Below are 20,140 nucleotides of genomic sequence, written 5' to 3' on the forward strand. Positions count from 1 at the left end.
CGTTCACGCCGTTGCCGGTCGTGACGGATACTTGTGTTGGTTCGCAAAGGTGTATGTTGTAACAGCTGTTTTATTGTTAGGTTGTGGGCATTGGCCCCGAGCCGATACTACGTGTGGGAAGAACTGCACTCGCGTTTGATCTGAGTGCGGTTGTCAGGAGCTGCACATTCGGCGATCTGGAGGAAAGTCTACGGAGGGGGCTGTGGCCCTGGCAAGATGAATACGTATGCAGGGCCATAAAACTGTCATAAATATGCGGCGGTTTACACCGCTGATGGGGTCGCGGAGGAGCCGGTGTTTTTCACCCGCGTTTTTGGTGTTGCTCCAGTTCTGTTAACTGCTGCTCCAGTTTTTCCAGTCGCTCACGGGTGCGTTGCAACACGGCCGCTTGGCCATCGAACTCCTCGCGGGTGACCACGTCCATTTTCCCCAGAGCGGATTGCACCGCCGCTTGTAGTTCTTTTTTGGGGAACATTTCCTTCAGGTCCGGCATTTTCCGGTCAGACGTAACCCCAAGCATCAAAGACGAACAAGATACTATTGCCAAACACGACCAAACCTTCCTCCTCGGTAGTGTTCTCTCATCCGATGAAATCGATAAGTTCACGCATTAAAGTAATATTCATTTTCACCAGTGAAATGATTACGAAGTAGTTGTTTAATCCCTCCAAAAACCTTACCCGCCAAACTTTACAAACTTTTACCGCGTGCCATTTTTTGACAATTATGCGGCGAAAAACTAAAAAAATTCCTTTAAAATCAAATAGTTATAAGAATGGACAAACTATGGTGTCAACGGGCGGCCAACTTATGGTGTCAATAACACCTCCCTTAACCTTTATTGACGATACAATCCTTGCTCCGGTGGGCTGAACTCTCTTACCATAACGGACTGACTGGTCCGTCCTGTGGAGTTCGCCCTAACACATGTCCCATCCCGAACCGCCAAAATCCAAACGGGTCCACAAGCCCGCCGAGCAGCGTCGCAGCGAAATCCTGCGCGAAGCTACCCGTATTTTCGCCGAGCGCGGTTACCAGGTCGCCGATATGCAGGCGGTAGCCGATGCGGCCGGCGTCGGCAAAGGCACGGTGTATCGCTACTTTCCCACGAAGGAAGAGCTGTTCACTCAGGCGTTGACCTACAATCTGGAGCGTCTGAAAGAGGCCGTTGAGGATGCGCGGCAGCGGCCGGAAGACCCGTTGGAGCAACTCAAAGAGGCCTTTCGGGCCTATCTGGTTTTTTTTGAGGAAAACCCCGATCTCATCGAGCTGTTCGTCCAGGAGCGGGCGGAGTTTCGCGCCAGCTTCCAGTCCTCCCTCTACTTCTCCTACATGATGAGCGGCCACGAGGAATGGGAAGCGATGTTTCAACGCATTCAGGAGCGATATCCGTTTCGCACCATCGACATCGAGGAATTGATGAATGTCTGTGGGGATTTGATGCACGGGGCGGTAGTGCTCAGTCACACCCCACTGGAACGAAAGCCGCTCAGCCAGCGTTTTGACGCGGTCTTCGATATTTATTTGCACGGCATTATGGCGTCCTGAACGAACGGACGACGCCCTTTTTTCTTTTTATCTTGCTGAAACCTGGAGTCTTTCACCATGAAATACGCACTTTCCCAACACGCCTTTCGCGCCAGCGCGCGGGGGCTGGGTCTGGCTGTCGCTACCCTGATGCTCGCCGCTTGCGGTCAGGAGGGCGGCAACCAGTCTCCCCCGCCCTCCCCGGTGACCACCGCCACCGTGGAAACCGAACGCGCCGCGCACCGGGTGGAGTATCCGGGCCGCTTACACGGCGCGACGGAAGTGGCCGTGCGAGCGCGAGTGTCCGGCATTCTGGAGTCTCGGGAGTACGAAGAGGGCACCGCGGTAGAAGCCGGGCAGACGCTGTTCCAGATCGAGCCCGGCCCCTACGAGGATCAGGTCAAGTCCGCCGAAGCGGAGCTGGCCAGTGCGCAGGCGCAAACGCTGCGCACCGAGCGTGAATGGGAGCGCGTCTCAGGCCTGTTTGAGCGCGACGCCGTCAGCGAACGCGAGCGGGATCAAGCCCGGGCGGACCACCGAGCGGCTGTAGCCCGGCTTGAGGCGGCCGAATCCGCGCTCAGCAATGCTCGCCGGGAGTTGCGCTACACCCGTGTAGAAGCACCGGTATCCGGCATTACCAGCATGGAAGCCATCACCGAAGGCAACCTTGTCGATATGGGCACCGTGCTGACACATGTGGTGCAACACGATCCCGTGCAGGTGTACTTTTCACTGCCGGAGGAAGATGCCACTGCTCAGCGTCTGGCACGGAAAGCCCAGAAAGATGACGACGCCGATAGCGAGCGGGAAGCCACCCTCATCCGCCGCGATGGCAGCGAGTACGAACAGGGCGGCGTCGTGGATTTTGCCGACCGCCGCATTGATCCGATGACCGGCAGCGTACAGATGCGTGCGACCTTCCCCAACCCCGATGGCGAATTGATTCCCGGGCAGTTCGTGCGTGTCCGGCTCACGCTGAAAACCTATGAAAACGCCATTCTGGTACAACCGACCGCCGTGGGTGAAGGCGCCGAAGGGCCGCAAGTGTTCACTGTCAGCAGCGACAACACCGCGCAAGCCAGAAAGGTCACCCTCGGCCCAATGATCGGCGATCAGCAACTGATCCTCGACGGACTGAATGAAGGCGACCAACTGGTCATCAACGGCCAAGTCGCTCTCCGCGATGAAGCGCCCGTTCAAGTCACCAACGGTGAAAACCAGGGAGGCTGAGGATGTTCCGATTTTTTATTGACCGCCCTATTTTTGCGTCGGTCATTTCCGTCATCATTATGCTGGCAGGCATTGTCTCGCTGCGCGTTTTGCCGGTTGAGCAGTACCCGAACGTGGTGCCGCCGCAAGTGGTGGTGAGCGCGACTTACCCCGGCGCCAGCGCGGAAGTGCTGGCCGAGTCGGTGGCCGCGCCACTGGAGCAGGAAATTAACGGCGTGGACGACATGATTTACATGGAGTCCACCAGCACCGATGCCGGTACCCTGCAAATTTCCATTTCATTTGCGATGGGCACCAACCCCGACCAGGCGGCCATTAACGTCAACAACCGGGTGCAAGCCGCTACTCCGCGCCTGCCGCAAGTGGTGCGCGATCTGGGTTTGCGGGTGGAATCCCGCTCGACCAATATTTTGATGGTGCCAGTGCTGTACTCACCTGGCGGCAGCCAAAGTACGCTGGACATCAGTAACTATGCCCTGCTGAACGTTCTGGATGAACTCGTTCGCCTGGAAGGCGTCGGGGATGCGTCGTTGTTTGGTGCGCAAGATTATTCCATGCGAATTTGGCTGGACCCGGCGAAGCTCGCCCAGTATGACCTGACACCCAACGATGTCGCGACCGCCGTGCAAGAGCAAAATGCCCAGTACGCCGCTGGTCGCATTGGCGCCGAACCCGCCCCCAAAGATCAGGCCTTTACCTTCAGCGTGACCACGCGCGGCCAATTGGCGGAACCCGAAGCGTTCGAACAAATCATTATCCGGACCGATAATCAGGGCAGCAGTCTGCGCTTGAAAGACGTGGCCCGGGTGGAATTGGGTTCCGAACGTTACGATTTCTCGGCGACCTATAACGGCGAATCTGCCGTACCGATGGGCGTGTATCTACAACCCGGCGCCAATGCCTTGAGCACCGCCGAGCTGGTCCACCAAACGCTGGAGGATATGGCCGAGCGTTTCCCGCCCGGCATGGATTACAAAGTGCCCTACGACACCACGGAGTTTGTGGAAGTCTCGATCAACGAGGTCGTTATCACCTTGCTGGTCGCCGTGGTACTGGTCGTACTGGTGACCTTCCTGTTCCTACAGCACATCCGCGCCACGTTAATCCCGGTGGCCGCTATTCCCGTGTCACTGATCGGCACCTTTGCCGGAATGCAGGCACTGGGTTTCTCGGTCAACATGCTCACCCTGTTCGGCCTGGTGCTGGCCATCGGTATCGTGGTGGACAACGCGATCATCGTGATGGAAAACGTCGAGCGCCTGATCACCGAGCAGAACATGAAGGCTCGGGATGCGTCAGTGGAAACCATGAAGCAGGTCTCCGGCGCGGTGGTCTCCTCCACTCTGGTACTGGTGGCAGTGTTTGCGCCGGTGGCCTTCCTCGGTGGGTTGAGCGGTGAGCTTTACCGACAGTTCGCTGTCACCATTGCCGTGTCGGTCGTAGTGTCCGGTGTCGTGGCCCTGACGCTGACACCGGCCATGTGTGCCCTGTTGCTGGATAAAGCCCCGCACGATGTCAGCAAACCCTTCCGGATTTTCAACAACGCGTTCGAATCGCTCACCAGCGGCTTTGTTAATGTCGTGGACAAACTGGTTCGGCACTGGATCATCGGGCTGGCGCTGCTGGCATTGTTTTGTATTGGCACGGTGCTGGCCATCAGCCGTCTCCCCTCGGGGCTGGTGCCGCAGGAAGACCAGGGCGTCGCGTTGGCCATTGCCCATTTGCCGCCCACCTCGGCGCTGGGCCGAACCGAAACCGTGCGTGATGATCTGGCGAAACGCCTGCTGGAACTGGAAGAAGTGCAGCAGTTCACCTCGTTCGCCGGTTTCGATATGGTAGCCAGCTCCTTGCGCAGTAACGCGATGGCCGGTTTTATCAACCTCGCCGACTGGGATGAGCGCGGTGGCGAGGGCCAAAGTGCCGCCGCCATCGCTCAGCGTGTGATGGGCATGGGGATGGGCATTCAGGAAGCCAACGTCATGGCGTTTACACCGCCGCCTATTCAAGGGCTGTCACTCACTGGCGGTGTTGAAGGGTACTTGCAGGTACGCGATAGCTCGGACCCTCAACACGTTAGTGAGATGGCCCAGCGGGTCGTAGGGGCCGCCAGTGAGCGGCCGGAGCTGACCAATGTCCGCACCACGCTGGACACCGGCATCCCCAGGTTTCACGCCGAAGTGGACCGGGAAAAAGCCAAGGCCATGGACGTGCCCATCAATCAGGTGTTCAGTACGCTGCAAGCCACGTTTGGCTCGCAATACCTGAATGACTTTTCCTATCAGGGCCGCCTCTGGCGCGTCAATATGCAGGCCGATGGCGAGTACCGGGATCACCCCGATGATCTTCGCCAGGTGTTCGTGCGTTCCAACAACGGTGAACTCATTCCTCTCAGTTCGCTGATCACACTGGAGCGCACAGCCGGCGCCGACATTATCAACCGCTTCAACATTTACCCCGCCGCCAAACTGATGGCCGACCCCGCACCGGGTTACACCACCGGGCAGGCCAAAGCCGCGCTGGAGGCCGTCGTCGCCGAGCAAAGCGACAACGGCAACATTCAAATGGGCTGGACCGGTGAGGCGTATCAATTGGACGCCGCCGCTGGCGCGGGCACCGCCGCGTTCGGCATGGGTCTGCTGATGGTGTTTCTGATTCTGGCCGCGCAATACGAGCGCCTGACGCTGCCCATCGCGGTCGCCACTGCCATTCCGTTCGGTGTGCTGGGCGCCGCGCTGTCATCGTTGCTGCGCGGTTACCCCAATGATATTTACTTCCAGGTGGGGCTGCTCGTGCTAATTGGACTGGCGGCGAAGAACGCCATTCTGATCGTGGAGTTTGCCGCGCAAAACCGGCGCGAGGGCATGAGCTCCACCGAAGCCGCTCTCACGGCGGCACGGCAGCGCTTCCGCGCCATCATTATGACGGCAGCAACTTTTATCATTGGTTCATTGCCACTGGTCTTCGCCACGGGTGCCGGCGCCGCCAGCCGGCAGGAAATCGGCACCGTGGTGGTCGGTGGCATGGTACTGGCCAGTTCGTTGGCCCTGCTGTTCGTGCCCTTGACCTATAAGGTGATGGAGGATTTTGTGACCTGGAACCGCCAACGCAAGGGAGGAGATCAGCATGCGTAAATTGACTCTATGGGCCGCCAGCCTGACGCTGCTGAGCGGCTGCGTCATGGGGCCGGATTACACCCCGCAAACCGCCGATCTGCCGGAGCAGTGGCCCGACCAAGAGCGGCTTACCCAGGAAGCCGATACGGAAGACTGGGCGCAGTGGTGGACACGATTCAATGACCCCACGCTCAACCAATTGGTGGAGCGGGCTCTGGACGACAGTCTGGAACTGCGTGTGCAACTCCAGCGCATTGAGCAGGCGCGCGCCGAACTTGGGCTGATTAACGCGGACCGCTGGCCGACCCTCAGCGCCCAGGCCGACGCCTCCCGTGAGCAGGGCTCCGCCGCGACCATGCCCCCGGAACTGGGCGGCGGTCAGATTCGCAATCAATTCTCAGTGTCCGGTGTACTCAGCTATGAGCTGGACTTGTGGGGTTCGTTGCGCCGACAGCGGGAAGCCGCCGTGGCCCTGCTCGCCCAGACCCAATACGGCACCGAAGCCGTGCGGTTGAACCTGGTTGCCGATGTGGTGACCACGTACTTCAACCTGCGAGCAGCGGAGCAACAATTGGCCATCACTCGCGAAACCGTGGAGTCCCGTGAGCAAACGCTGGCACTGGAGGAGATCCGTGCCGAGGGAGGCGCCAGCTCTCCGCTTCAGGTGCGACAGGCCCGCGCGGAACTTGAGGGCACTCGTGCCCGCCTGCCGCAACAGGAGCAACAGGTAAACGAGCTGCGCAGTGCACTCGCGATGCTGGTGGGGTACAGCCCACGGGAGCTGCTGAGCGAATGGGATTTTGGGGACGGCAAATTAACCGATATTCGCTTACCCGATCAGATTCCAACCGTGCTGCCGTCCGAGCTGCTGCAACGCCGTCCGGACATTCGCGCCTCTGAATCCGCACTGATCGCGGCCACCGCTCAAATTGGTGTAGCGGAAGCCTCCCGCTTTCCCAGCTTCAACCTGACGGCCATGGGGGGCAGCGCTGCCCTGGAAGCAGACGATCTGTTCACCGCCGCCGCCGAAACCTGGAGCGTCGGTGCCAGCCTGGCCGCTCCGCTTCTGGATTTTGGTCGGACCCGGGCCGCCGTGCTGAGCGCCGAAGCGGCGGTCGGCCAGGCAGAGGCGGAATATCAGTTGGCGGTGGCCAGTGCGTTTCGGGACGCCCGCGATGCCCTGGCGTTATACCGCACCTCGGATCGTCGCGTGGAAGCCATTCGACGCCAGGTCGACGCCATTGAAGAAACCGTGGAGCTGGCGCAGCTACAGTACGATGCCGGTCGCATCGGTTTTTATGAGCTGCTCGACGCCCGGCGCGGCCTGCTGGAGGCGGAACTGTCTCTCAGCCAGGCGGTGAGTGACCGGCTTTCAGCCACGGCCACGCTGTTCAAAGCCATGGGCGGTGGCTGGAATGGGCAGGAGGAAAGCGAACGAGAAAGCGAGAGCGAATAGCAAGACATAACAATCGCCAGTCTACAAAACCGCTATACAAAATTTTACGTTCGGCATTTGACGATTTTGTTACATTTGCGCGCGCCTGAGGTCTACGCTTAATACCGTCGGCAAGGGCGCGCCTCCGGCCCTTGCCGGTTAATCGATCTCAATGATGACACCGACCACTCCGCCACGAGAAAGGTCGGCCAGATCCGTCGTTGTGTTCGCAAGGAGTCTTCAAGTGCCTCAAGTCCTGACTGCCCGCCAGCGGCTCCGCTGGATGGGCTGGTTTATCACCGTAAACAGTTTCATCGCGCTGCTGATCGGCATTCGTTATCTGCATTGGATCGATGTTCCGGACATCAGTACAGGCGTTTACGTCGCCACCGCCTACGTGGCGCAGTTCTCCTTGCTCGCCTGGCTGTTAGGAGTCCCTCTGCTATTGCTGGCGCTGATTCTGCCACGTCGGGTACTCTTACCCATTGCCGTACTCGGCGCCACTCTGGCCATCTCGCTGCTGCTGTTGGATACCGTGGTATATCACCAGTATCGATTCCATTTATCCGGCTTTGTGCTGGAGCTGCTGCTCGGCGCCGGCTCGGAAATATTCTCCTTTTCCTGGTTAACCTGGACGGTGGGCCTGTTGGCGATTCTGGCCATCGTCCTCCTACAGCGCGACCTGGCCCGGCGGCTGCGTCGTCACCTGCCGCAGCGCGGGCTCTGGGTTCCGCTGACGGTGCTGTTCGCCAGCCAACTCATCGCTCACGGCTGGAACGCCTGGGCCGATGCGAATTACGATACCCGCATTACCAGTGTTGCCCGTCACCTGCCGCTGTACCACGCCGCCACGGCCAAGCGCTTTATGGCAGAGCACGGCCTGGTGGACCCGCAGAAAGTGCGCGATAACCAACTGGCACAGAAGCTGGGCAATATCTCCGGCAATGGTGCGCTGAACTATCCGCAGGCACCGCTGCAATGCCACACGCCGGAGCATCCCTACAATTTACTGGTGATCGCCGTGGATGCGCTGCGCGCCGATATGCTCGATCCTCGCTGGATGCCCAATACCTATACGTTCGCCCAACAGCAGGCGCTGGTGTTCAACCAGCATTACAGCAACGGCAACGCCACCAAGCCGGGTATTTTCACGCTGTTCTACGGGCTACCCGCCAGCTATTGGGACGCGTTCAGCGCCCACCGGCAACCGCCGGTACTGATCGAGCGCCTGCAAGCGCTCGGCTACGACACGGGCGTGTTCAGCTCGGCCACGCTGGTCAGCCCGGCCTTTGACCGCAACGTATTTTCCTCGATTCCTGACCTGCGCCTGAAAACGCCAGGGGAACACTCCTGGCAACGGGATCAGAACATCACGGCGGAGTGGCTCCGATTTCTCGACCAACATCAGGCCCAAACCGGGAACGGTGATAAGCCTTTCTTCGGCTTTCTGTTTTACGACGCACCCCACTCCTACGATGTACCTCCGGACTATCCGCGCATTGAGCCCTTCTGGGAGACCGTTAACCAACTGGCGCTGGATGAGGATTTCGATCCGGAGCCTTACTTCAATGTGTACAAAACCACGGTGCGATTTACCGACGAGCAAGTCCAGCAAGTGCTCGCCGATCTGGAGCAGCGCCAGCTACTGGACAGCACCGTCGTGGTGATCACCTCGGATCACGGGCAGGAGTTCAATGACAACGGGCAGAATTACTGGGGGCATGGCAGCAACTTCTCCAAGTACCAGTTGCAGGTACCGATGGTAGTTCACTGGCCCGGCAAGGCACCAGCCCACATCGATACGCCCACAGAGCACTTTGATGTCGCGCCGACTCTGATGGCAGGCCTGTTGGGTTGCGAGGGAACCACGCCCTCCACTTACGCCACCGGAGAGGGTTTGCTGGCCAAGCCGCAGCGCACCTGGAGTATTGCCCACAGCTATATGAACTCGGCGCTGCTAACCGATCACTTGCAAATGGTGACGTATCCTGGCGGCGGTGTGGATGTCCTGACGCCTGAGCTGCAACCGGCGAAAGGACAATCGTTACCGGTTGATGTAATTTCACAAGCGCTTAAAGAGCAGTCCCGTTTTTATCCCTAAGAGACGACGCCATAAGCGCCGACGATAACGATCAACATCATTACGTGCGCTTATTGAGCGCGCTGGCCACCGCGCCACATCCGGAAAATCGTGCTGGAATTGACGGAGATTAAGGTCAGTTCCAGCAGCGTTCCACCGATGGAGCCCACCACAATATTGTTCGCCAGCCAAAAACAGGCGCCCACCAAAAAGGCCAGCCTCATGCGGATACCGGTCAGACAGAACAGTGCATAGGTGCCGATGCAAGAGCCGACTATTGGCAACAGATCCAGCCATCGCTCCGCCAGCCAAAGGCCCAACGCCGCGCTGAGGGCGATGAACAGCCAGGCCACAATCTTCGAGCTGGTTTTCAAAGAAAGTCCTGTACGCACGACGGACAACAGCGAACTCAACACCGCCGTCGGCGCATTTAATAACGCAAAGTGCAGGCAGTTATTGAACTGCAGGACAAACATGAAAATTTTCAGTTGGCGATCGTCTTTCTGGAAAAAACAGTAGACTCCAATTGCATAACTGACCAGCCCGAGGAACTGGCCTGTTAAATACAGCATATCGGCCAAAACCCGCTCAGGCCTCGTTCAGATGTTGAGCATGAAAGCGAAGGTGCTCTTCAATGAACGATGCGATGAAGTAATAGCTGTGATCGTAGCCGGGCTGGCGGCGCAGAGTGATATCCCGCCCGGCTGCCTGAGCGGCCGCTTCCAGCGTTTCGGGCTTTAATTGTTCCTCTAGGAAACCGTCCTCTTCGCCCTGGTCCACCAGAATGGGCGGTGCCGAACGACTGGCCCGCAACAGCTCGCTGGCGTCATATTCGCGCCAGAGCCCCGGGTCATCATCGCCGAGATAATGGCTGAACGCCTTTTGCCCCCAAGGACAATCGATAGGGTGGCAAATCGGGCTGAACGCGGACACCGAGGTGTACAGGTCTTCATTGCGTAAACCAATCACCAGCGCGCCGTGCCCGCCCATGGAGTGACCGGCAATGGCCCGCTGCCGGTTCACGGGAAACTCCCGCTCAATCAGCTGCGGTAACTCACGCACCACATAATCGTACATGTGGTAGTGCGTGTCCCAGGGGCTCTGGGTGGCGTTCACATAAAAACCGGCACCCAGACCAAAGTCATAGGCTCCGCCCGGGTCATCCGGCACACCCTCTCCGCGCGGGCTGGTATCGGGGGCGACCAGCGCCACCCCCAGTTCCGCCGCCACGCGCTGCGCCCCGGCTTTCTGCATAAAGTTCTCATCCGTGCAGGTCAGCCCCGAGAGCCAGTACACCACGGGCACCGACCGTGTTTCCGCCTGCGGCGGCAAGTAAACCGCAAACCGCATGGTGCAATTAAGCACCTCGGAAAAATGCGTGTACTGACGATGCCAACCGCCAAAACACCGATTGCTGTTTTGAATTTCCAGCGACATTACACGCCTCCTTAAAAATGCACGACACTGCGAATACTTTCACCCTTGTGCATCAAATCAAAGGCTTCGTTAATGTTCTCCAACGGCATGGTGTGGGTAATAAAATCATCCAGCTTGAAGTCTCCCCGCAGATATTGATCAACAATACCCGGCAGTTCACTGCGCCCTTTCACACCACCGAAGGCCGTGCCACGCCACACACGACCCGTCACCAGCTGGAACGGGCGCGTACTGATTTCCTGCCCGGCACCCGCCACACCAATGATCACGGATTCTCCCCAGCCTTTATGGCAGCACTCCAGTGCTGAGCGCATGACGTTGACATTGCCGATGCACTCGAACGAGTAGTCAACGCCACCGTCGGTCAGATCGACAATCACTTCCTGAATCGGTTTGTCGTAATGTTTGGGGTTGATGCAATCGGTAGCGCCGAGCTTTTTCGCCAGGTCGAACTTGCGTTCGTTAATATCGATCACCAGAATGCGTCCCGCTTTGGCCATGGTGGCCCCGATAATGGCCGACAGTCCAATGCCGCCCAGCCCAAAAATCGCCACCGTCGCGCCCGGCTCCACGTTGGCCGTGTTCAGCACGGCGCCCATGCCGGTGGTCACCCCGCAGCCAAGCAGGCACACTTCTTCCAACGGAGCCTCTTTATTGACCTTGGCCAAGGAAATTTCGGGCAGCACCGTGTACTCCGAGAAGGTGGAACACCCCATGTAGTGATGAATCGGCTGGCCGTCTTTATAGAAGCGGGAGGTGCCGTCGGGCATCACCCCTTTACCCTGGGTTGCACGGATTTTTCCACACAGGTTGGTTTTGCCGGAGCGACAGAATTTGCACTCGCCGCACTCGGGCGTGTACAGCGGAATCACGTGATCCCCCACGGCCAGGCCCGTTACGCCTTCGCCGACCTGCTCCACGATGCCACCCCCTTCGTGCCCGAGAATGGCGGGCCAGTTACCCTCGGGATCATCCCCGGAGAGCGTGAACGCATCGGTGTGGCAAACACCAGTGGCGACAATCCGAACCAGCACTTCGCCCGCCTTGGGTGGCATAACATCCACTTCTTCGATACTAAGCGGCTTGCCCGGCCCCCAGGCCACAGCTGCGCGGGATTTGATCATGTTTACCTCCAATAACTTACATAACCTACATAACTTACATAACTTACATAACTCACAAGGGGATGGCCACACGGACCCCTTGGATAATTCCAGGAGCGGTTGATATTCACCGCAAACGTACCTATAACCTTACCAGAGTTTACGAAATTCGACCGGAAAAAGGCGCCTATGATTTTACTGCCCAACCAAAGCATCCACCTGTGGCTAATTGACTATCGAACCGTTGATCTGGACGATCAGCGCGACAACTTCGAGCAGTGGTTGAGCGACGACGAGCGGGAAAAATTAGCACGTTATTCCCGCCCGGCTCTGCGCGACCAGCAGCTGATTACGCGAGCCGGTGTGCGCGCGGCCCTGTCCGAATACTCCGACAGTGTGCAGCCCGTGCACTGGGCGTTCGAGATCAGTGAGCGGGGCAAGCCCGCCGTCGCGGGTGATGGTCCGATTCCCGAACTGAGCTTTAATCTCAGCCACAGCGGAGACTGGCTTGCGCTCGGAGTTAGCGTGGACCTGCCGATTGGCGTCGACCTCCAGCGACGCGATCACAACAAGCCTGTGACAGAACTCGCCGAGCGCTTTTTCAGCCCGGAAGAAGCCCAAACCTTGCTCGACTTGCCCGCAGAGCGACAGGAGGCTTACTTTTTCCAACTCTGGACCCTGAAAGAGGCCTACCTGAAAGCCCGGGGCCTGGGCATTGCCGAGGGGCTGGACAAAGCGTGTTTTGACATCGACAACAACGGGCTGATCACCGCCTCCTTTGACCCGGTTCTCAACGAGGCCCCGGATGAATGGCAGTTCCACTACTTTGAACTGGACGACGATTACTGTCTGTCGGTGGCTCTCAAGCAGCCCGCCGCGCAGGATGCTTCACCGCTGATCTACAAGCTGGTGCCCGGCGGCCCGGTGTCGGCTCTAGAGCGGGTCGGTCATCAAATCCAGGTTCGCTAGCCCCTAACAGCGGCCCCTAACAGTAGCCCCTAACATCCGAAACGACACATTCAGCAACCACCCCTCAGCAACCACAAATCAATACACAGGTGCCTAGCAAAAGCCGGGCCGCCTTCCGTCCAGCGAGCAGGGTAAAAGAGCGTAAATACTCGCCAACCTCATTTGTAGTATGATATTTTATTCCTCCAAAAAATGAGCACCCTCCAATAATAGACGTTAAAGGACCCCTGCTATGAGATTGCTGAGTTCCCTTCTGTTATCCGCGGCAATAGCGGCACCGACAGCGCTGGCAGCCCCCACCCACAAAATGACCATCGAAGGCGATGAGAGCAACGGCACCATCAGCCGTCACATCTATGGGCATTTCGCCGAGCACCTCGGGCGTGGCATCTACGACGGCCTGTGGAAAAAAGACAGCAATGGCGATTACATTATCCGCGACGATGTGATCGACGCACTCAATGAGCTGGGCGTGCCGAACCTGCGCTGGCCCGGTGGCTGTTTCGCCGATTACTACTTCTGGGAACACGGCATCGGTCCCAAAGAGGATCGCCCCACCGTGGTCAACAACCTGTGGGGCGGTGTGACCGAAGACAACTCGGTCGGCACTCACGAATTCATGGATCTGGTGGACGAGCTGAACACCGAACCGGTCGTGGTCGGCAATGTCGGCAGTGGCACCGTGGAGCAAATGGCCAACTGGTGGCAGTACATCAACCACCCCGGCGAAAGCCCCATGTCCAAATTGCGTGCCGAAAATGGTCGGGAAGAACCCTGGAACGTCAAATACTGGGGCGTGGGCAATGAAAGCTGGGGCTGCGGCGGCAACATGCGCCCGGAATACTACGCCGACCTGTACCGCCAGTACGCCACCTTCCTGCACGGTTACGAAAACGTGAAGCCTTTCCGAATTGCCGCAGGTGCGGCGGCGGCCGACTATCATTGGACAGAAGTAATGATGGAGCGTGCCGGCGATCAACTGGACGCACTGGACCTCCACCATTACACCATCCAAGGCTCCTGGGAGACGCACAAAGGCCAGGCGGTCGACTTTGATGAAAGCGACTGGTACGAGCTGATGGACCGCGCCATGGAAATGGACGAACTGCTTACCCGCCACATCAAGATTATGGATAAGTACGACCCGGAGCAGCGGGTATGGCTGATCGTGGGTGAGTGGGGCACCTGGCACGAACAGGAAGAAGGCTCCATTCCCGGCTTCCTGTACCAGCAGAATACGCTGCGTGACGCGTTGACCGCCTCCGTGACGCTGGATATTTTCCACCAGCATCTGGACCGCGTAAAAATGGCCAACATCGCACAAACCGTCAACGTGTTGCAGGCGATGATTCTGACCGATGGCGAGCGCATGCTGCTGACCCCGACCTATCACGTGTTTGATATGTACAAGGTGCACCGCGATGCCACCGCGCTCAAGTTCAAACTAAACCGCGGCAAATACCGCTATGACGGCGGCACCTTGCCTGCGATCAGCGCCACGGCCTCTGTCGACAACAACCAGCGCGTGCACATCAGCCTGACCAACATTGATCCCAACCAGGCGCGCACCGTGGAAATTTCGCTGAAAGACTTGAATGTGGAAGGCGTGCGCTCAGGCCGTATCCTGACCGCGAACGAGATGAACGCCCGCAACACCTTTGATGCGCCAAACCAGCTGCACCCCACCGAGTTCAACGGGGCGCGGGTAGACAATGGCAAGTTGATCGTGGAGATGCCGGCCAAGTCTCTGGTGACCCTGGAACTGTAACTCCCACCGTCATGATCGTCCTGGCGGGCTTTGCGTTGCCCCTAACGCAAAGCCCGCTTTTTTATCCCCGCCTCTTGCCCCGGTTCATCGGGCGCTATTTATCCGGCGATAGACGCGAGCCGCGTTGTGATCGACAATACCCCCTGTCGTTCCACCCGATCACGTCAGTCATCACTATGAAAAAGTTTCTCGGTGTTTTTGCGTTATCCAGCGGTTTTCTGGCCTTGTTGCTCATTATTGCAAGTGGCCCCGGCTACCGCCTTGGCTGGCTCGATTGGCCCGCCGCTCTCCTGCTGTTGAAAACGGGCGCCACCCTCGGGTTGCTGAGCGTTCCGCTGATTATCGGCTATGCGCTCTGGAGCAAGCCCGAAGGTCGGCGTGTCTCGGTGCTGGCCACTTCCGCTGTAGTCGGCCTGTTCAGTTTCTATGTGCCGTTCAGTCAATGGCAAAACCAGCGCACCGCCTACCCGGCCCCGGAACCTGTGGTGTTTGAACAAACCGCCAGAGAAGTGTTCGAAGCGGTTCAGGCGGTGGTGGATGAGCAGGCGTGGGCGGTGCGCGAGGCGCAGCCTCCGGAGAACGGCTCCGCTCGGGTCGAAGCGACCGCCACAACATTCTGGTTCGGTTTCCAGGAAGGTATGACTGTTCTTATCCAGGCCACCCCTGAGGGTGGCAGCCGGGTGGAAACCACCGACAGCACCCATTCACAGCGAGCCCAGTTACTCATGACACGACTTCAGGACCATTTAAGTACCCGTCCGCCTGGCAGCACCGCGTCCGCCGCCGTGCCCGACGGGTTCAAGACCCCCAACGAGCAGCTGATCACTGGAGGGCAGCCCTCTCGCGAACAGTTGCAGCAAATGAAAGCCGCTGGCGTCACCACGGTCATTAACCTGCGTGGCCCCGGCGAGTCCGCCGGTTTTGACGAACAGGCTGAAGCGGAAGCGCTCGGCCTGCGCTATATCGCCCTGCCTATTAACGGCGCGGACGACATTACCCCCGACAATGCCCGCAAACTGGATGAACTTCTGAACGGTACCGAACGCGTCCTGTTGCATTGCGCGTCGGGCAACCGTGCGGGCGCATTGCTGGCCCTTCGGGCCTACCGGTTGCAAGACCTCTCGGAGGAGGAGGCTCTGCAACTGGGCCAGGAAGCCGGGCTGACCTCTCTGGAGGAGCGCGTGAAAGCTGTGATGGCTGCCCCCCGTTAACCGACCCTCGACCTCGGACGTTTTATGCTGGCCACGATCATTTCACACCCGAGCTGCCACGAACATCGCATGCCCGAGGGGCATCCCGAGTGCCCGGAGCGGCTGGACGCGATCAACAACCGCCTGCTGGCCAGTGGCCTGGACGGGCTGGTCATGCACCGGACCACGCCCGAGGTCACCCACGAGCAGTTGCGCCGCGTCCATGAGGCAGACTACCTCAAGTCGCTGGCCCTGAGCGCACCGCCGCCCGGCAGTGACCGCATCATCCCGTTCGACAATGATGTGTACCTGTCCGCCGGTACGCTGAAAGCTGCCCGGCACGCAGCGGGCGCGGCGGTACACGGCGTGGATTTGATCATGGCCGGCGATACCGATGCGGTGTTCTGCAATGTACGCCCGCCCGGCCATCACGCTGAACCGGACCGGGCGATGGGCTTTTGCCTGTACAACAATGTGGCCGTGGCCGCCGCGCACGCCCTGGCGCATCACGGCCTGGAGCGCATCGCCATTGCGGACTTCGATGTACACCACGGCAACGGCACCCAGACGATGTTCTATAACGAGCCACGAGTGCTGTTTTGCTCCAGCTTTCAACACCCTTTTTATCCGAACACGCCCACCGACGTGCCGCGCGACCATATTGTGAATGTGCCGTTGCCCGCGACCTGTCGCAGCGATGACTTCCGCGCCGCCATTCGCGAGCACTGGCTACCGGCCCTGACGCGTTTCCGGCCACAACTGTTGCTGATTTCAGCCGGATTCGACGCGCATGAGGAAGACGATATGTCGTCCATCAGCCTGACAGACCGTGACTATGACTGGGTGAGCCGGGAGCTAAGGGCACTGGTGGATCGCAGCCGGGAGAGCGACAACCCGGCGTACCATTGCCGGGGCATTGTGTCCACGCTGGAGGGAGGCTATGCCCTATCGGCCCTGGGTCGCAGTGCAGTGCTGCATATCAAGGCGCTGGCGAAGCTGTAGAATCACCTAGAGCGTCAGGCGCATTTCGATCACATCCTCATCGGCATCGAACCGGACCTTGAACCCAAGCCCTCGCGCCAGGTTCGCCATGCCGCTGTTCTGCCTCATCGTCTGACCGAATAATTCACGGGTGCCTGACGCCTGGCAATACGCGATCATTTTGCTGAGCAACAATCGGCCCAACCCCTGCCCTTTCATATCGCTGCGAATGGCAATACCAAACTCGGCCTGCTGATTGTCCGGGTCCATTTGCGCCTGCACCACCCCGAGCGTCACCTCCTCGCCCCGGGCATCCCGCTCCGTGGCAATAAAGGCCATCTCCCGGTCGTAATCAATCTGGGTTACCCGTGCCATCTGCTCATGAGAAAACTCCGAGACTTCCCCAAAGTAGCGGTTATAGCGATCCTCACGGTTCAGGGAACGATCAAACGCTTGCTGACGCGCCTCGTCTTCGGGCCGGATGGGACGCAACATCACCGAACGCCCGTCCTTGAGGGTCACCCGTTGCTCCAGCTCCTTCGGGTAGGGCCGGATGGCCAGCGGCTTCGCCTGATCCGCTGGAGCCAGCACGGCGGAGACATCCAACGCCGTATAAACACCGCGACGCATCACCACCGGCTGAAGGTCCAGCGATACCAGCTCGGGGTTATCCACCACCAGCTGGCTGACCTGGCTCAGCAGCAGGCACAGCGAGTGACGCTCCAGCGGTTGCCGACGCTCACGCAGCTTGCCTTCGGCCAGCGCCTGAATCACCAAGTAGCGCGCCAGCGCCATATTCAGCGGCGGCAACGCCACCACTGCATTGTGCTGCCAGTCCGTAGACACCCCCGCCTCACCCAAAGCAATAATCGGCCCGAAGACCGGGTCCACCCGCACCTGAATGCGCAGCGCAACATCCTCATGGTAAGCCTCCGGCGCCGCTTCGCCGCTATCGGATGACAGCGTCTGAATGCCGTAGGCACTCACCAGAGCGGATGCCTCTTCGGGCGAAAGCGACAGCCGGTTTTCTTTCAAAGCCTCGGCAATGCCAGTGCGCACCGCGTCCGGGTGGTGAGGGATCAATTCGCTGACCGAGTCAGGCGTTTCCGACAGCAGCTTCTGGTTACGCCGATACTGCACCCGATACATAAACGCCGCCACGGCGCCTTCCGGTGTGCGGAACGAGGCAATACCGGCCTTGGCAAAACGCTCCCGGGCAAGATAAGCGGCCTCCTCCCCCATCCAGTTCACCAGCAGGTTCGGCTTTCGCCCCCGATGGGCCTGATAGGCCTCAATCACCGCCTCCGCGTACACGTCCGAGGCGTGCAGTGCCGACGGGGCGTGCATCACCAATATGTTGTCCGCTTCGCCGCTGGCGAGAATGACATCCAGCGCGCGCCGATACAATTCCGGCGATGCGTCACCCAACAAGTTGACCGGATTGCCCGCTCGTCCACCGCGCGGAACCAGGCGCCGCAGCTCGGCTTCGGTCTCGTCACTCAGGGTCGCCAGATGGCCGCCCCGCTCGATCATGGCATCCGCCGCCATCGCTTCCGGCCCATTGCCATTGCCCAGAATCACCAGTTTCTCACTGCGCAGTTCCCGCCCATAGGCAAGTGTTTCCACGGCGGCGAACAGGTCCCGCAAATCCTGCACACGCAGCATACCGGCACGTCGAAAAGCGGCATCGTAAACCCGGTCAGCGCCGCGTTGCTGGCTGGGCAACCGGCTGATGGCCGCGCCGACTTCGGCGGAATTGCCGGCCTTGATCAGTAGAATCGGTTTGTTTGACGCGGCGGCCCGTGCCGCCGACATGAACGCCCGGCCGTCGCGAATCGAATCAATGTAGAGCAAAATCGCACGGGTGTTGGGATCTCGACCGAGGTAGTCGATCAGTTCATCGAAATCGATGTCCGCACCGTCGCCCAGTGAAATAAAATGGGAGAACCCTATGCTGCGCCGCCGGGCCCAATCCAGAATCGTAACGCACACGGCGGATGATTGAGAGACAAAGGCGATTTTGCCTGACAGGGCATGCGTGTGCGCGTAGCTGGCGTTCAGACCGATGCCCGGCACAAACAAACCGAGACAGTTCGGCCCGAGTACGCGCACCCCCCAGTGCCGTGCGATGGCCAGCATCTGCTCCTGCAAGGTTGTGCCCTGGGCGGTGTGGACTTCATCCAGACCGGCGGCAATCACAATGACACTGCGCGTGCCTTTCTTGCCCAACTGCTGAATCAGCGCCGGCACTCGCGCCGCCCGCGTGCAGATGATGGCCAGGTCCGGCACTTCCGGCAATGCATCAATCGAGCGATAAGCCAACACACCGTTCACCGCCTGGTACTTTGGCGTCACCGGCATGATGGGTCCGGCAAAGTTGCCCTGCAACAGATTGCGCATCACCGCGTTACCGGGTCGGTTCGGCAGATTGGATGCGCCGATCACCGCCACCGAACGCGGCTTCAATAACTGATCGATCTGCTTCAGGCTCATGATGACTCCATCACCGGGGAAAACCCGATGATAGCAAGTCCCGCCCCTGCCCGGTAAGCGGGAACGGTCGACCGCAGCCGTCACTTGCAACGGCAAAGCGCCCGATGTGATACTGAACCCTGTTTGTTATCACTGGGCGACCCCATGTCCGAATCCACATCAACCACTGATCCAGATCAGGCGCTGGCGGCTCTGATCACCCGCTGCGAGCCGAGCGTTTTGATGGCTTTCGGCGAGCGCGCCCAAGCGCTGGCGCAACAGTGGCAACAGGTGCATGAAGAGTGTGCGTTGACGTTGATGGACGCCGCCGACACCCGCCAGGGGTTGACGCTGGAGCGCGTGCAAGATCTTGCGCTGATCAGTAACACACTGGAGCACTTGTCACGTGCAGACGGTCAAGCACTGCTGGGGCAGCTGCGTAACTATGGCACGCATCAAATCGCCGTACTCGATAGCGAACGCAGTGAATGGACGCTGAGCGATTTTATTGCGCTGGGCTTTCGCCGCCAGGCACGACTGGACGATAACGGCGAGGCGTTAAGCCTGTACACCTACAACATCGACAACTACAACCACAAGCGCGACTGGAACAACCCACGCTTTTGGGCTAACCCGGAGATGTGGGGCAAAGCCAGGTGGTAAACTGCGCGCCCGCTTGACGAGGCCGTCGCACACCCCGAAACAGTGGGCACTGCCCATCAGGCCGAACACCAGTGCCGTCACCATCCATTCCATAACCACCTCGCTATCACCTGCCACATTCAAAAGGCGCCATTTTAAGAAATCCCCACCCTTCGGTCTGCGTGACAAATCG

Annotated in this window: 15 protein-coding genes; 10 read left to right on the top strand and 5 right to left on the bottom strand. The window is 59.3% G+C overall.

Features of this window, described 5'->3' with window-relative positions; translation table 11 throughout:
• Positions 1-301: 301 nt before the first annotated feature.
• Positions 302-475 carry an accessory factor UbiK family protein gene (locus tag ACQCLF_RS02190; protein ID WP_426984669.1) on the bottom strand — a complete coding sequence of 58 codons (174 nt, stop codon included), beginning with the start codon at positions 473-475 and terminating at the stop codon, positions 302-304.
• A 452-nt stretch (positions 476-927) separates the two neighbouring features.
• Between ACQCLF_RS02190 and ACQCLF_RS02195 the strand changes: the two genes are divergently transcribed.
• The 5 genes from ACQCLF_RS02195 to ACQCLF_RS02215 all read left to right on the top strand — a co-directional run bounded on the left by ACQCLF_RS02195 (position 928) and on the right by ACQCLF_RS02215 (position 9,406).
• A complete protein-coding gene (locus tag ACQCLF_RS02195; RefSeq protein WP_426984670.1) occupies positions 928-1,548 on the top strand; it encodes a TetR/AcrR family transcriptional regulator in 621 nt (206 codons plus the stop codon).
• 57 nt (positions 1,549-1,605) lie between these two features.
• Positions 1,606-2,757, top strand: coding sequence for an efflux RND transporter periplasmic adaptor subunit (locus ACQCLF_RS02200; protein WP_426984671.1), 1,152 nt, complete (start codon positions 1,606-1,608; stop codon positions 2,755-2,757).
• Between the two features lie 2 nt (positions 2,758-2,759).
• A complete protein-coding gene (locus tag ACQCLF_RS02205; RefSeq protein ID WP_426984673.1) occupies positions 2,760-5,888 on the top strand; it encodes an efflux RND transporter permease subunit in 3,129 nt (1,042 codons plus the stop codon).
• Positions 5,881-7,326 carry an efflux transporter outer membrane subunit gene (locus ACQCLF_RS02210; RefSeq protein ID WP_426984675.1) on the top strand — a complete coding sequence of 482 codons (1,446 nt, stop codon included), beginning with the start codon at positions 5,881-5,883 and terminating at the stop codon, positions 7,324-7,326. Before ACQCLF_RS02205 ends, ACQCLF_RS02210 begins: the two co-directional genes overlap by 8 nt.
• A 223-nt stretch (positions 7,327-7,549) precedes the next feature.
• Complete coding sequence (locus tag ACQCLF_RS02215) at positions 7,550-9,406, top strand: DUF3413 domain-containing protein (RefSeq protein ID WP_426984677.1); 1,857 nt, start codon at positions 7,550-7,552, stop codon at positions 9,404-9,406.
• A 50-nt stretch (positions 9,407-9,456) separates the two neighbouring features.
• Here ACQCLF_RS02215 and ACQCLF_RS02220 read toward each other — a convergent pair whose 3' ends face one another.
• Genes ACQCLF_RS02220 through ACQCLF_RS02230 form a run of 3 tightly spaced genes read right to left on the bottom strand, consistent with a single transcriptional unit; the run spans position 9,457 to position 11,946 of the window.
• Positions 9,457-9,957, bottom strand: a complete 501-nt coding sequence (locus tag ACQCLF_RS02220; protein WP_426984679.1) for a YgjV family protein — start codon at positions 9,955-9,957, stop codon at positions 9,457-9,459.
• 16 nt (positions 9,958-9,973) lie between these two features.
• Positions 9,974-10,822, bottom strand: a complete 849-nt coding sequence (gene fghA / locus ACQCLF_RS02225; RefSeq protein ID WP_426984680.1) for an S-formylglutathione hydrolase — start codon at positions 10,820-10,822, stop codon at positions 9,974-9,976.
• An 11-nt stretch (positions 10,823-10,833) separates the two neighbouring features.
• Positions 10,834-11,946 (bottom strand): S-(hydroxymethyl)glutathione dehydrogenase/class III alcohol dehydrogenase, encoded by a 1,113-nt coding sequence (locus ACQCLF_RS02230; protein WP_426984681.1) that lies wholly within the window; start codon positions 11,944-11,946, stop codon positions 10,834-10,836.
• Positions 11,947-12,114: 168 nt separating this feature from the next.
• Here ACQCLF_RS02230 and ACQCLF_RS02235 point away from each other — a divergent pair, with 168 nt between their 5' ends.
• The 4 genes from ACQCLF_RS02235 (at position 12,115) to ACQCLF_RS02250 (ending at position 16,854) form a co-directional block, all read left to right on the top strand.
• Entirely contained in the window at positions 12,115-12,894 is a 780-nt protein-coding gene (locus tag ACQCLF_RS02235) for a 4'-phosphopantetheinyl transferase family protein (protein ID WP_426984683.1), read from the top strand.
• Between the two features lie 232 nt (positions 12,895-13,126).
• Positions 13,127-14,662, top strand: a complete 1,536-nt coding sequence (locus ACQCLF_RS02240; protein WP_426984684.1) for an alpha-N-arabinofuranosidase — start codon at positions 13,127-13,129, stop codon at positions 14,660-14,662.
• A 176-nt stretch (positions 14,663-14,838) separates the two neighbouring features.
• The gene (locus ACQCLF_RS02245; RefSeq protein WP_426984686.1) at positions 14,839-15,873 is read left to right on the top strand and encodes a fused DSP-PTPase phosphatase/NAD kinase-like protein; all 1,035 of its coding nucleotides are present in this window, start codon (positions 14,839-14,841) and stop codon (positions 15,871-15,873) included.
• A 24-nt stretch (positions 15,874-15,897) separates the two neighbouring features.
• Entirely contained in the window at positions 15,898-16,854 is a 957-nt protein-coding gene (locus ACQCLF_RS02250) for a histone deacetylase family protein (protein WP_426984688.1), read from the top strand.
• A 6-nt stretch (positions 16,855-16,860) separates the two neighbouring features.
• Here ACQCLF_RS02250 and ACQCLF_RS02255 read toward each other — a convergent pair whose 3' ends face one another.
• Positions 16,861-19,326, bottom strand: coding sequence for a bifunctional acetate--CoA ligase family protein/GNAT family N-acetyltransferase (locus ACQCLF_RS02255; protein ID WP_426984689.1), 2,466 nt, complete (start codon positions 19,324-19,326; stop codon positions 16,861-16,863).
• A 144-nt stretch (positions 19,327-19,470) separates the two neighbouring features.
• Here ACQCLF_RS02255 and ACQCLF_RS02260 point away from each other — a divergent pair, with 144 nt between their 5' ends.
• Positions 19,471-19,968: a DUF6231 family protein gene (locus tag ACQCLF_RS02260; protein WP_426984690.1), complete on the top strand. Its 498-nt coding sequence runs from the start codon at positions 19,471-19,473 to the stop codon at positions 19,966-19,968.
• Positions 19,969-20,140: the final 172 nt, after the last annotated feature.

Source organism: Marinimicrobium sp. ARAG 43.8 (genome assembly GCF_050113635.1).
GTDB lineage: Bacteria > Pseudomonadota > Gammaproteobacteria > Pseudomonadales > Cellvibrionaceae > Marinimicrobium.